General features: G+C 65.4%; 10 protein-coding genes. 8 read left to right on the top strand and 2 right to left on the bottom strand.

Annotated features, from left to right (window positions below):
- Positions 1–5: 5 nt before the first annotated feature.
- The gene (locus PVW27_RS10170; RefSeq protein ID WP_274557396.1) at positions 6–2330 is read right to left on the bottom strand and encodes a penicillin acylase family protein; all 2325 of its coding nucleotides are present in this window, start codon (positions 2328–2330) and stop codon (positions 6–8) included.
- A 22-nt stretch (positions 2331–2352) separates the two neighbouring features.
- Entirely contained in the window at positions 2353–3162 is an 810-nt protein-coding gene (locus PVW27_RS10165; RefSeq protein ID WP_274557395.1) for an IclR family transcriptional regulator, read from the bottom strand.
- Between the two features lie 175 nt (positions 3163–3337).
- Between PVW27_RS10165 and PVW27_RS10160 the strand changes: the two genes are divergently transcribed.
- From PVW27_RS10160 to PVW27_RS10125, 8 genes are all read left to right on the top strand, one after another.
- A complete protein-coding gene (locus PVW27_RS10160) occupies positions 3338–4873 on the top strand; it encodes a M81 family metallopeptidase (protein WP_274557393.1) in 1536 nt (511 codons plus the stop codon).
- An 80-nt stretch (positions 4874–4953) separates the two neighbouring features.
- A complete protein-coding gene (locus PVW27_RS10155) occupies positions 4954–6561 on the top strand; it encodes an ABC transporter substrate-binding protein (protein WP_274557392.1) in 1608 nt (535 codons plus the stop codon).
- A gap of 118 nt (positions 6562–6679) precedes the next feature.
- Positions 6680–7621 carry an ABC transporter permease gene (locus PVW27_RS10150; protein ID WP_274557390.1) on the top strand — a complete coding sequence of 314 codons (942 nt, stop codon included), beginning with the start codon at positions 6680–6682 and terminating at the stop codon, positions 7619–7621.
- The gene (locus PVW27_RS10145; protein ID WP_274557389.1) at positions 7621–8505 is read left to right on the top strand and encodes an ABC transporter permease; all 885 of its coding nucleotides are present in this window, start codon (positions 7621–7623) and stop codon (positions 8503–8505) included. Before PVW27_RS10150 ends, PVW27_RS10145 begins: the two co-directional genes overlap by 1 nt.
- Before the next feature lie 4 nt (positions 8506–8509).
- On the top strand, positions 8510–10171 hold the full coding sequence (locus PVW27_RS10140) for an ABC transporter ATP-binding protein (RefSeq protein WP_274557387.1): 1662 nt from the start codon (positions 8510–8512) through the stop codon (positions 10169–10171).
- A 32-nt stretch (positions 10172–10203) separates the two neighbouring features.
- On the top strand, positions 10204–11403 hold the full coding sequence (locus PVW27_RS10135) for a M20 aminoacylase family protein (RefSeq protein ID WP_274557386.1): 1200 nt from the start codon (positions 10204–10206) through the stop codon (positions 11401–11403).
- Positions 11400–12533, top strand: a complete 1134-nt coding sequence (locus tag PVW27_RS10130) for a M20/M25/M40 family metallo-hydrolase (protein ID WP_274557385.1) — start codon at positions 11400–11402, stop codon at positions 12531–12533. Before PVW27_RS10135 ends, PVW27_RS10130 begins: the two co-directional genes overlap by 4 nt.
- A 79-nt stretch (positions 12534–12612) precedes the next feature.
- Positions 12613–13275, top strand: a complete 663-nt coding sequence (locus tag PVW27_RS10125; RefSeq protein ID WP_274557383.1) for a TetR/AcrR family transcriptional regulator — start codon at positions 12613–12615, stop codon at positions 13273–13275.
- Positions 13276–13280 lie beyond the last annotated feature (5 nt).

The raw sequence follows: 13280 nt of genomic DNA, 5'->3' as shown, positions 1-13280 counted from the left end.
GCGCTTCAGGCGGGCAAAAGGGTGATCGTCTCCACGGTCACCTGCTCCACCGCCGCATCCGTATAGGCCATCGGCACATAGTCCCCCGCCGCCCAGAGCGGTGCCAGATCGGCCAGATGCGGGCTGTCCTGCATCCCCGACTGGCCCGGCGCGTTGATCCACAGGCTGTTGTCCCACGCGCCCACATCCACGACCATGCGCACACTGGCCCCGATCCGCACCCGGTAATCCGACGCCTCGTGATGCGCCAGCATGATCGAGGTGTTCCCGCCCCCCTTGGGCCATGGCCCCAGATCGAAACTGGCCCCCAAGGGCGTCAGCGCATGTTCGAACCAGCCCACATGCAGATCCCCCCAGCGCCATGTCGTCGGGTCAGCGCCGAACCGCTCCGTCACATCGGCCAGCGCCGCCGCCAGCGTCTCGCGCAGCAGCGCATCCCGCGCACCGGGCGCATCCAGCCCGGCTCGTGCCGTCAGGGTCGGATGCTTGCCCTCCAGCAATTCCGTCACAACCGGCACGTTCCCCGGCACCAGAAACCGCCGCAGATCCGGGTCCGGTGCCACCCGCGCCAGCAGGGCCGGGCGCAGATGCGAGGACAGCCACAGCTCATACAGCAGCGCCGGGGCCGATCCCGCATCGGACCGCCCGTCCCAGACCGCCAGCAGATCCCGCCCCGGCGCATCCTGCGGCAGCAACGCGATCAACCGCGCCGCAAAGGGCGATCCGGTATCGGTCTGCAACGCGGTGCTGGCGCCCAGATCATGATCGTCCCGCGCCCCCAGCGCCGCAGCAATCCGCGCCGCGCGCTGATCCTCGAACCATTCATGCCCGATGGCGGGGCCGTTCTGCGCCGCCACTGGCAGGTTCATCTCGTTCGCCGAATGGGCAAACCCGGCCGCAGGATGATCAAGCCGGGGCAGGGTGCTCGCCGTCATGAACCCCTCCCATTCGAACCGCCCGTCCCCCGCCACGGGCACCAACCCGCGCCAGCCGCTCCGCTTGGGCACGTAACCCGCCGCCTGCCAGCCGTAATCTCCCGCCACATCCGCATAAACCAGATTGACCGACGGCGCGCCCCATGTGTCCACCGCCGCCTTGAACCCCTCCCACGAGTTCGCCCGCATCGACTTGAGGCTTGCCATGTAAGGCGCGGTGCCCGGTTCGGTGAAGACCGTCCGCAAGCCCAGCGCCCGCCCCGGCTCGGCCCCGAATCCCGCCTGCTCCCAGACGACCGGACCGTGCCGGGTGAAACGCAACTCCAGCGTCTGATCGGGATGGCCCTTGACCGCAAAGACCTCGGTCACGACCTCCATCTCCTCCCAGCCGTCGCCATAGCGATAGCGGACAGGGGCGGCGGGGTCCGTGTCATAGACCATCACATCCTCCTGATCCGCGCAGAAGATCGTCAGGCTGAAGGCCGCATGCCCATTGTGCCCCGCCATGATCCCCGGCGAGGACGGCTCGCCCGCACCGATCACATCAATCCCCGGCGCCGTCAGATGCACCATATAGCGCAAGGACGGGGCCGCATGCTGCCGGTGGGGATCACTTGCCATGATCGCCCGCCCCGAAGCGGTGCGCGACCCCGCCACCACCCAGTTGTTCGATCCTTCCACGCTGGGGGCCTGCACCACCGTCTTGCGCGGATCGACACGGCTCCAGCGCCCGGCCTCCTCCAATCCAGCGGCCAGTCTCTCGGTCGCGAACGTCACCGGCGCTGTCGCCAGTTCGAACACCGCCAGCGCCTCCGGCGGCAGATCCTCGCCCGCATTCACCGCCCATTCCGCCGCCTCCACCGGCGGATTGAGCGGCGCGCGCAGCAAGTCCACCTCAGGATCGGCCAGCGCCAGAACCTGCGCCCGCGCCAGTTCAGACGCCGCGTTGCGCGTCAGGCAATGGGTGCGGATACGCACCACATCCTCCGCGGCCCAATGCGCGGGCTTGCTGCCAAGCGCGGCGAATTCGGCGGGCAGGGGCATCTCTCCCGCCAGCACCAGATCGACATAGGCATTGATCCCGGCGGCAAAGGCCGTGCAGATCGTCTCGGCATCATCGCCATAGGCCGCCCATTCCGCCGCCATATCCCCGCGATACAGGAACAGTCGCGCCGCACGGTCCTGCATCAGATAGCCGGGGCCGAAATCCGCCGCCAACAGCCCCAGTCCCCGCTTGCGCCACAGGTCGATCTGCCACAGCCGGTCCCGCGCCGCATTGAAGCCCTGGGCAAAGAACAGATCCGCCAGACCCCCGGCCTTGATATGGGTCAGGCCCCAGCGGTCGATCCGCAGGGTGACGGGGGCGGCAAGGCCGGGCAGGTGATGGGTGGTCATGGCGTTTGCTCCGGTGTTCAGGTCAGATCTGGCTGATGGCGCGCGCCGCTTCCAGCGCAAGAGGGGCGACGCGGGTGCTGAAATCCTCGGCCGTCCATTCGGCCAGCGACCCGGCCACATGGATCGCCGCCACCGGGCGACCCTGCGGCCCGGTCACGGCCACGCCGATGGCCACCTCGCCCAGCAGGATCTGCTCGACCGCAATGGAATAGCCCCGCGCACGGGTCGCTTCGACCTCGGCCATGATCTCTTCGGGATCGGTCAGGGTGCGCGGGGTGAAGGGTTGCCGGTTCGAGGCATCGACGATCGCCCGCACCGCCTCGTCCTCAAGCCGCGCCAGAATCGCCCAGCCGCCCGAGGAACAGAACGTGGGCACGCTATGCCCCACCAGCGTGGCGTAAAACGTCTCGCGCTTGCTCTGCATCCGCGCGGCATAGACCACCCGCTGCCCGTCGAACAGCGACAGGTCGACCCGCTCGCGCACATTGCGGCGCAACTCCAGAATCACCGGCGTCGCCCGCTGGATCAGCGGGTTCAGCCGCAGGTAATCCAGTGTGTGATCCAGAATGCGGATACCGGGAAGAAAGCCCCGATCCTCGGCATCGCGGGTGATATAGCCCATCGTCCGAAGGGTGTGGACGATTCGCTGCGCCGCGCTGCGGTCCACTCCGGCACGGGTTGCGATCTCGGCAAGGGACAAGGGGTGATCCGCATGATGGAACGCCGCCAGAACCTGCATCGCGCGGGCAATGGAATTGGTGAAAAGCGGGTCCGCACGCTGTTCTTCGCTCAAATAACGGACACCGGATTCGGCACGCAGCGTATTTCTCATCTGATCTCTCGCAGTGCCAGTTGACTTGGCGGCAAGTTAGCCCCTAGGCTGAGAATACGATGCAAGCGTATCGCCTGACAATACACTAAATCTCCGATCTGATCCCGCCGACAAGGCACCGGACAGGGCAGATTGTGGCGGATCGTGACGGGATGACGGGGGCTGAACCGAACAGATGACCAAACGCGTGGCGCTTGCAGGCTTTCTGCACGAAACCAATACATTTGCGCCAAGCCCTGCTGACATGGCCAGCTTCGTGCAGGGCGGTGGCTATATGCCGATGGCGCGCGGCGCCGCGCTGATGGCAGCGGGCCGGGGCATCAACCTCGGCATCGGCGGTGCCGTCGAACATGGCGAAGGCGCGGGCTGGGACATGGTTCCGATCCTGTGGTGCGGGGCGATCCCCTCGGCCCATGTGACACGCGACGCCTATGAGGCGATCACCACCGAAATCGTGGATGGAATCAAGGCCGCAGGCGCGCTGGACGGTGTGTTCCTTGACCTGCACGGCGCGATGGTCGCGGAACACGAGGATGACGGCGAAGGCGCGCTTCTGGCCCGCGTCCGCGCGGTCGTCGGCCCCGACGTGCCCATCGTCGCCGCACTTGACCTGCATGGCAACATCACCGCGAAAATGGTGCAGGCCGCCGATGCGCTGGTGGGCTTCCGCACCTATCCGCATGTGGACATGGCCGAAACAGGCCGCCGCGCCGCCGTGCAGCTGGACGCGCTGATGGCGCGCGGCGCGCCCTTCGCCAAAGCCTTCCGCAGGCTGGATTTCCTGATCCCCATCGCATGGCAAAGCACCGTGATGGAACCCGCCGCAGGCATCTATGCCCGCATGGCGGCGCTTGAGGGCGGCGAGGTCGCCACGGTGTCCTTCTTCCCCGGCTTTCCCGCCGCCGATTTCCCCGAATGTGGTCCTACGGTCGTGGCCTATGCCGCCACGCAGGCCGCCGCTGATGCTGCCGCCGATGCGGTCGCAGCCGATGTGCGCGCGGCTGAACCCGCCTTTGCGGGCAAGGCATATGGCCCCGACGAAGGTGTGGCCGAAGCCATTCGCATCGCCGCCACCGCCAGCAAACCCGTCGTCATCGCCGACACGCAGGACAATCCGGGCGCAGGCGGCGACAGCAACACCACCGGCATGTTGCGCGCCCTCGTGCGGGCGGAGGCAAAGCGCGCGGCCACCGGCATCATCGTCGACCCCGCCGCCGCCGCCGCCGCCCATGCCGCAGGGCAGGGGGCCGAGATCGACATCGCCCTCGGCGGCTTCTCGAACATCCCCGGCGACAGCCCGTTTCAGGCGCGCTTCACCGTCGAAACCCTGTCGGACGGCAAGTTCATCGCCTCGGGCCCCTTTTACGGCAGCGCCCCTCTTGATCTTGGCCCCTCCGCCTGTCTGCGTATCGGAGACGTGCGGATTGTGGTATCAACACACAAGGCGCAGATGGCCGACCAGCAGATGTATCGCTTCGTGGGGATCGAACCCACGCAACAGGCGATACTCGTCAACAAAAGTTCGGTGCATTTTCGCGCGGATTTTCAGCCGATCGCTGAAACAATCCTCGTTTGCACCGCGCCCGGACCGATGCCGATCAGCCCGGCCAGCCTGCCATGGACACGGCTGGCACCGGGCATGAAACTGGAACCGATGGGCCTGCGCTGGCAACCGGCGCAAACCCCCGCCCCCAGTCTTGAGGAGAGCTGAGTCACGTTTTCACCCCCGTGCACCCGTCAAAGAACCGGGGCACATCACGACCACCCGAAGTGCAACAGAGAGAGAATATCATGACCTTACACAGTTTCCGTTCAAAGGGCGCCTCCCGCGTCCGCAGCCTGATGGCAGGGGCGCTGATGGCCTCGACCGCGCTGGTCGGAGCATCCGCCGCCTGGGCCGAGACGACGATCACCGCCGTGATGCATTCCGGCCTGCGCGTGCTGGACCCGGTCATCACCACGGCCCATATCACCCGCAACCACGCCTATATGATCTATGACGTGCTTGTCGCCCTGGACAGCGAGTTCAAGCCGCAGCCGCAGATGGCCGACTGGACCGTGTCCGACGACGGCAAGGTCTATACCTTTACCCTGCGCGACGGCCTGAAGTTCCACGATGGCGCCGCGGTCACCGCAGCCGATGCCGAAGCCTCGCTCAAGCGTTGGGCACAGAAGGATTCCGGCGGCCAGCTCATCATGGACCGCACCGAAAGCCTGACCGCCACCGATGACAAAACCCTTGTCTGGACCCTGACAGAGCCTTTCGCCCCGCTGCTGGACACGATTGCCAAGCAATCCGCCCTGCCGCCCTTCATCATGCCCGCCCGCGTCGCCGCAACCCCGGCCGATACCGCGATCACCGAGCATGTCGGTTCCGGCCCCTTCAAGTTCGTCGAGGCTGAGTTCCAGCCCGGTGTCAGCGTCACTTATGTCAAGAACGAGGATTACGTCCCCCGTGACGAGCCCGCCGACAACATGGCCGGCGGCAAGGTCGTGCATGTGGACAAGGTCGTCTGGGCCACGATGCCCGACGCATCGACCTCGATCAACGCGCTTCTGGGCAACGAGATCGACTATATCGAATCCGTGCAGGTGGACCTTCTGCCCCTGCTGGAAGGGGATCCCGATGTGGTCTTTGAAAAGCGTGAACCGCTGGGCTATCAGACCATCGGCCGGATGAACTTCAAGCACCCGCCCTTCGACAACGTCAAGATCCGTCAGGCCGCAATGATGGCGCTGGATCAAGAGGCGGTTCTGGCCGCGCTGATCGGCAACCCCGAATATTACTCGACCTGCGGCGCGATCTTCGGCTGCGGCACCCCGCTGGCGGATGCAACCGGGTCCGACAGCCTGACCTCGGGCGGCGATATCGAAGCGGCCAAGGCGCTGCTGGAAGAAGCCGGTTACGATGGCACGCCCATCGTGCTGATGGCCCCGACCGATGTGGTCACGCTGGCCGCTCAGCCGGTCGTGGCGGCACAGTCGCTGCGCAATGCTGGCTTCAACGTGGACATGCAGCCGATGGACTGGCAGACCCTCGTGACCCGCCGCGCCAGCCAGAACGCGCCTGCCGATGGTGGCTGGAACATCTTCTTCACCAACTGGCTGGTGCCTGAAATCTCCAGCCCGCTGATCTCGCCGATGCTGAACGGTCGCGGCGATGGCGCATGGTTCGGCTGGCCCGAAGATGCCCGCATCGAAGAGCTGAAAGAAGCCTTCATCGACGCAGGCACCCCGGAAGAGCAGCTGGCCGTCGCGAAAGACATTCAGGCCCATAACATGGAGCAGGTGCTCTATATTCCGCTGGGTCAGTATGTCAGCCCGCAGGCGCGCCGCGCCAACATCACCGACATGATCCCCGCGCCCGTGCCGGTGTTCTGGAACGTCAAGAAAGAGTGACCGTCACGGTCTGAACCTTCCCGGCGCGCAGCCTGCGCGCCGGGTCGCTCCTTGTGTGGCCGGTCGATCCTGACCGCGCCTGCCCGCTGAATTTCCCCGCCGAAAGGGTCCCCTGCCGATGCTGGGCTACATCATCCGACGCATCCTCGCGATCTTTCCCGTGATGCTGATCGTCGCCATTTTCGTCTTTCTGCTGCTGCGCCTCACGCCGGGTGATCCGGCCGCGATCATCGCGGGCGACATGGCCACGCCCGAACAGCTCGAGCGTATCCGCGAGGCGATGGGCCTGAACCAGCCGATCCACACCCAGTTCATCACATGGATGGGGCGGCTCCTGCAGGGCGATCTCGGCACCTCGCTGATCTCCGGCACACCCGTGACCACAATGGTGGGCCAGCGCATCTTTCCGACCATCAACCTTGCGCTGCTGACCATCGCCATCGCCGTGGCCATCGCTGTGCCGATGGGCGTTCTGGCCGCATGGCGGCACCGCTCATGGGTCGATTACGCGGTCATGAGCTTTTCCGTGCTGGGCTTCTCCGTCCCGGTTTTCGTGATCGGCTATATCTTCATCCTCGTGTTCTCGATCGTGCTGGGCTGGCTGCCGGTGCAGGGCTATGCCGCCCCCGCCGACGGCTTCGGCGAATTTCTCTACCGCGCCATCCTGCCCGCCCTGACGCTGGCCACGATCTATATCGCGCTCATCGCCCGGATGACCCGCGCCTCCATGCTGGAAGTGCTGGGCGAGGATTACATCCGCACCGCCCGCGCCAAGGGCGTCAAGGAATCCCGCGTGCTGTTCCGCCACGCGCTGCGCAATGCCGCCGTGCCGATCCTCACCGTCATCGGCACCGGCTTTGCCCTGCTGATCTCGGGTGTGGTGGTCACGGAAAGCGTGTTCAACATTCCCGGCATTGGCCGTCTGACCGTCGATGCCATTCTGGCCCGCGACTATCCGGTGATCCAGGCGATGATCCTGATCACCTCCGCGACCTATGTGGTGGTGAACCTCATCATCGACATCTCCTACACCGTCTTTGACCCGAGGATCCGTTACTGATGTCCCATTACGCGCCCCCATCCTCGGCCATGCAATCGGTGCTGCGGCTGTTCTCGATCCCGTCGCTCGCCAAGCTGGGCACGGGCCCGCTGATCGCCGCCGCTGTGCTGACCATGATCGTGATCGTCACCTTGATCTCGCCTTGGCTCGCCCCCTTCGATCCGCTGGAAATGAACCCCATGAACCGCCTGCAAGGGCCAAGCGACACGAATATGCTGGGCACCGACCCCTTCGGTCGCGACATCTATTCCCGCGTGCTGATCGGGGGCCGCGTCTCGCTGCTCATCGGCATCGGGGCTGCGGTCGTGTCGGTGTTCATCGGCCTCATCATCGGCCTCATCGCCGGCTTCTTCCGGCTGGCCGACACGCTCATCATGCGGGTGATGGACAGCCTCATGGCGATCCCCTCGATCTTGCTGGCCATCGCGCTGGTGGCCCTGAACGGCCCCTCCATCACGTCGGTGATCATGGCCATCACCATCCCCGAAATCCCGCGCGTCGTGCGCCTTGTCCGCTCGGTCGTCCTCACCGCGCGCGAGGAACCCTATGTCGAGGCCGCCATCGCCCTTGGCTCCTCCATGCCGAAAATCCTGTTCCAGCACCTCATGCCCAACACCATGGCGCCGCTGATCGTGCAGGGCACCTATATCCTCGCCTCCGCCATCCTGACCGAGGCGATCCTGTCCTTCCTTGGCGCGGGCGTCTCGACCGAGATCCCCACATGGGGGAACATCATGGCCGAGGGACGGCAGTATTTCCGTATCAAGCCTGAACTGATCCTCTGGCCCGGCCTGATGCTGTCGCTCTGCATCCTGTCGATCAACCTGCTGGGTGACACCGCGCGCGACATGCTGGACCCGCGCCTCAAGAAACGGGGGGAATAAGCCGATGCTGTTCAAGACGCGCAATTTCGACGATGCGAAAACCGTGCTGACGGTGCAGGATCTGACCGTCAGCCTGCCCCCCGCCGCCAAGGCCCCGCCTGTGCTCAACCGCATCAATCTGACCATCCGCGCGGGCGAAACCGTCTGCCTTGTGGGCGAATCCGGCTCGGGCAAATCCGTGACCTCGCTCGCGATCATGGGCCTTCTGCCCAAGGACGCGCTGTTCGTCACAGGCGGCAAGATCACCCTGTCTGACACCGATCTGCTGGCGCAGCCCGCATCGGCCATGCAGGATATCCGCGCCCGCCGCGTGGCGATGATCTTTCAGGAACCGATGACCGCGCTCAACCCCGTGATGCGCGTCGGCGATCAGATCGAGGAAGTTCTGGAAAGCCACACCTCCCTCTCCGCCGACGAGCGCCGCAAACGCGTCATCGACATCATGGAGCAAGTCCATCTGCCCGATGTCGAACGCATCCACCGCAGCTATCCGCACCAGCTTTCGGGAGGACAGCGCCAGCGGATCATGATCGCCATGGCGCTTGTGCTTGAACCCGAATTGCTGATCGCGGACGAACCCACCACCGCGCTGGACGTGACCACGCAGCAGCAGATCCTCTCGCTGATTGCCGAATTGCAGGAAAAGCACGGCACGGCGGTGCTGTTCATCACCCATGACATGGGCGTCGTCGCCGAAATCGCCGATACCGTCTATGTGATGAAATCCGGCGATCTGGTGGAACACGCGCCCATTGAAACCCTGCTGCGCGCGCCCAAGCAGGATTACACCCAGAAACTTCTGCGCGCCGTGCCCAGCCTGATCCCGCGCGCCGCACGTGCGGCACCGGGCGGTGATCCGGTGCTCAAGGTCGATAACCTCGACATGATCTATGGCGGCGGCGGTTTCTTCGTGAAACGCCCCGGCACCCATGCCGCCAAGGACGTGACCTTCACCGTCGCCCGTGGCCGGACGCTGGGGATCGTCGGCGAATCCGGCTCTGGCAAGTCCACCGTGGCGCGCTGCATCATGCGGCTCATCGCCCCCACAGCAGGCTCCATCCGGCTGCGCGACACCGATATCGCGCATCTGAACCGCGCCCAGCTCAAACCCCACCGCCAACATCTTCAGGTCGTGTTTCAGGACCCGTTCCGGTCCCTGAACCCGCGCTGGACCGTGGGCCGCAGCCTGATCGAAGGCCCCGTGAACTATGGCACCAGCCCGCGGGACGCCATGGCCCGCGCCGCCGAACTGATGGAGATCGTGGGCCTGCCCCGCGACAGCCTTGACCGCTACCCGCACCAATTCTCGGGCGGACAGCGCCAGCGCATCGCCATCGCCCGCGCCGTCATGATGCAGCCCGATGTTCTGGTGGCCGACGAGGCCGTGTCGGCGCTGGACGTCTCCGTGCAGGCGCAGGTGCTCGACCTGCTCAACGACCTTCAGGAAAAGCTTGGCATCACCATCGTTTTCATCACCCATGACCTGCGCGTCGCCGCCCAGATCTGCGACGACGTTCTGGTGATGCAGCGCGGCGTGGTCGTCGAACAAGGCCCCGCCGCCGCTGTTCTCGCCAATCCGCAGCACGATTACACGAAATCCCTGATCGAAGCGGCCCCCGGCCGCGCCTGGGACTTCGCCAATTTCCGGGAACTGGCCACCGCCTGATCCCTTCCCCACTAAAGACCGAGGAGAGAGACATGAACATTCTGCCTGTGATCGAGGCCAGCACGGAGGAGCTGGTGACGATTTTCAAGGACCTGCACGCCCATCCCGAAATCGGGCTGGAAGAGCAGCGCACCTCCGCCATCGTGGCCGAGAAACTGCGCAGCTATGGCGTGGATGAAGTCCATACCGGCATCGGCATCACTGGCGTCGTGGGCATCATCTACGGGCGCGGCGGCAAAGATGCGGGCGGCAAGCGCGTGGGCCTGCGCGCCGACATGGACGCGCTGCCGATCCACGAGCAGACGAACCTGCCCTATTCCTCGAAAAACGCAGGCAAAATGCACGCCTGCGGCCATGACAGCCATACCACGATGCTGCTGGGCGCCGCCAAACATCTGGCCGCGACCCGCAATTTCGACGGCACCGCCGTAATGATCTTCCAGCCCGCCGAAGAAGGTCTGGGCGGCGCGCGCGGGATGCTGGCCGATGGCCTGTTCGACCGCTTCCCCTGCGACGAGGTCTACGGGATGCACAACTCGCCCAACGGCCAGCCCGGCACTGTGGGTATCTGCAAGGGCGCGGCCATGGCCGGGGCCGCCTTCTTCGACATCACCGTGACCGGCAAAGGCAGCCACGCCGCCATGCCGCAGCAGTCGCGCGACGCACTCGTCACCGCTTCGGCGCTGGTGGGGCAGTTGCAAACCATCGTGGCCCGCAACGTCGCCCCCTTGGACACCTGCGTCGTCTCGGTCACGCAGATCCATGCGGGCAGCGCCTATAACGTCATCCCCGAAACCGCCCATATCTGCGGCACGATCCGCTATTTCAAGGACGAGGTCTACGCCATCGCCGAAACCCGGATGAAGGAAATCTGCGCCGGTTTCGGCACCGCCTTCGGGGCCGAGATCAAGGTCGATCTGCGCAATGTCTTTGACGTGCTGATGAACGATCACGACCTGTCCGACGCCTATATGGACGCCGCCCGCGACATCGTGGGGGATGAGATGATCTCCCGCAACGACGAACCCGCGACCGGGTCCGAGGATTTCGCAGACATGCTCAAGGTCGTCCCCGGCGCCTATTGCCGCGTCGGCCATACCGGCACCGTGCCCCTGCACAACCCCGGTTTCGTGCTGGGCACCGAACTTCTGCCGGTCGGCGCTTCCATCATGGCCCGCATCGTCGAACGCCGGTTGAACCCCGCTGAAACACTGGCGGAGGCCGCTGCATGAACCCGCTCGACCTGAATTTCGACGCCGATGACATGGTCGCGCGCCTGCGCCCCTGGATCGAATGCGAAAGCCCGCCCTATGACGCCGACGCCGTGAACCGGATGATGGACCTTGCCGCTTATGACCTCACGGTCGCAGGCGCGGTGGTCGAACGCATCCCCGGCCGCATGGGCTTTGGCGGCTCGGTCAGGGCGCGCTTTCCGCATCCCGATTTCGGCAAGCCGGGCATCCTGATCGCGGGCCATATGGACACGGTCCATCCCATCGGCACGCTGGAAAAACTGCCCTTCAAACGCGAAGGTGACATCTGCTACGGCCCCGGCATCATGGACATGAAGGGCGGCAATTTCATCAGCCTCGAGGCGATCAAAGCACTGGCCATGGCGGGCATGCAGACACCGCTGCCCGTCACCGTCCTCTTCACCCCGGATGAAGAGGTGGGCACCCCCTCGACCCGCGACCTGATCGAGGCCGAGGCCGCCAAGAACAAATACGTCCTTGTCCCCGAACCCGCCAAGCCAGACGGCGGCGCGGTGATCGGCCGCTACGCCATCGCGCGCTTCAACCTGCGCACCGTGGGCCGTCCCAGCCACGCCGGTTGGGCGCTGGCCGAAGGCCGCTCCGCCATCGCCGCCATGGCCAAGAAGATCCTCGAGATCGAGTCCATGACGACCGACGACTGCACCTTCTCGGTGGGCGTGATCCATGCCGGGCAATGGGTGAACTGCGTCTCGTCTTCCTGCGAAGCCCAAGCCCTGACCATGGCCAAGACGCAGGAAGATCTGGACCGCGGAGTCGCCGCCATGATGGCCCTCCAAGGCGAGGAGAACGGCGTCAGCTTCGAGGTGACACGCGGCGTGACGCGGCCTGTATGGGAGCCCGACCAGCCCGGCACCATGGCCATGTTCGACATCGCCAAGGAGATCTGCGCCGATCTGGGCTTCACCCTGACAGGCAGCAGCTCGGGCGGCGGCTCGGACGGCAATTTTACCGGCTTCATGGGCATCCCCACCCTCGATTCCATCGGCGTGCGCGGCAAGGGCCTGCATACGCTGACCGAGCATATCGAGGTCGCCAGCCTGGCCGAACGCGCCAAGCTGACGGCGGCGCTCTTGATGCGGCTGGCGTAAGGCAACACAGCTCTTGGGGGCCGATCCGTCGGCCCCCGATACCATTGCGACGCCCCCGCGCGCTTGCTAGACAAGGGCCATGAACGAGCAACCCCCTCAGAAGAAAAGCGGCTGGCGCGGGTCCGAAGATCTGTGGCTCAACGCCGCCTATGACCTTCTGATCGAAAAGGGGGTGGACGCGGTCAAGGTCCTGCCGCTGGCCCAGACCCTCGGCCTGTCGCGCACCAGCTTCTACGGGCATTTCGACAGCCGCGAGGCGTTGCTCGACGCGCTTGTCGCCCGCTGGCGCGACCGCAACACCGGCAACCTGATCCGCCAGACGCAGGCCTATGCCGAAACGATCACCGAGGCCGTGTTCAACATCTTCGACTGCTGGCTGCGCCCCGATCTCTTCGACGCGCGCCTTGACCATGCGATCCGCAACTGGGCCTTGGGCGACCCGTCCCTGCGCCGCGTGCTGGAACGCAATGACGGCGAACGCATCGACGCCATCGCCACCATGTTCGAACGCTTCGGTTATGCGTCCGATGACGCCCGCATCCGCGCCTTTTCCATCTATTACACCCAAGTCGGCTATGTCGCGATGATGGTCAAGGAAGACACCCAGATCCGTGTCGACCGGATGCCCAACTATATCGAGGTATTCACCGGCAAGACCCCGACCGGGCCCGAGGTGGACCGCTTCCGCGCCCGCCACCTGCCGCGCCCCGCGCGCAAGCGGCAGGGCACGCCCAAGGGCTGACCCAC

The sequence above is a fragment of the Seohaeicola sp. 4SK31 genome (genome assembly GCF_028802875.1).
Classification (GTDB): Bacteria; Pseudomonadota; Alphaproteobacteria; order Rhodobacterales; family Rhodobacteraceae; genus Seohaeicola.
Note: the sequence above shows the minus strand (reverse complement) of the source record. Positions and strands in the feature narration are given on the sequence as shown.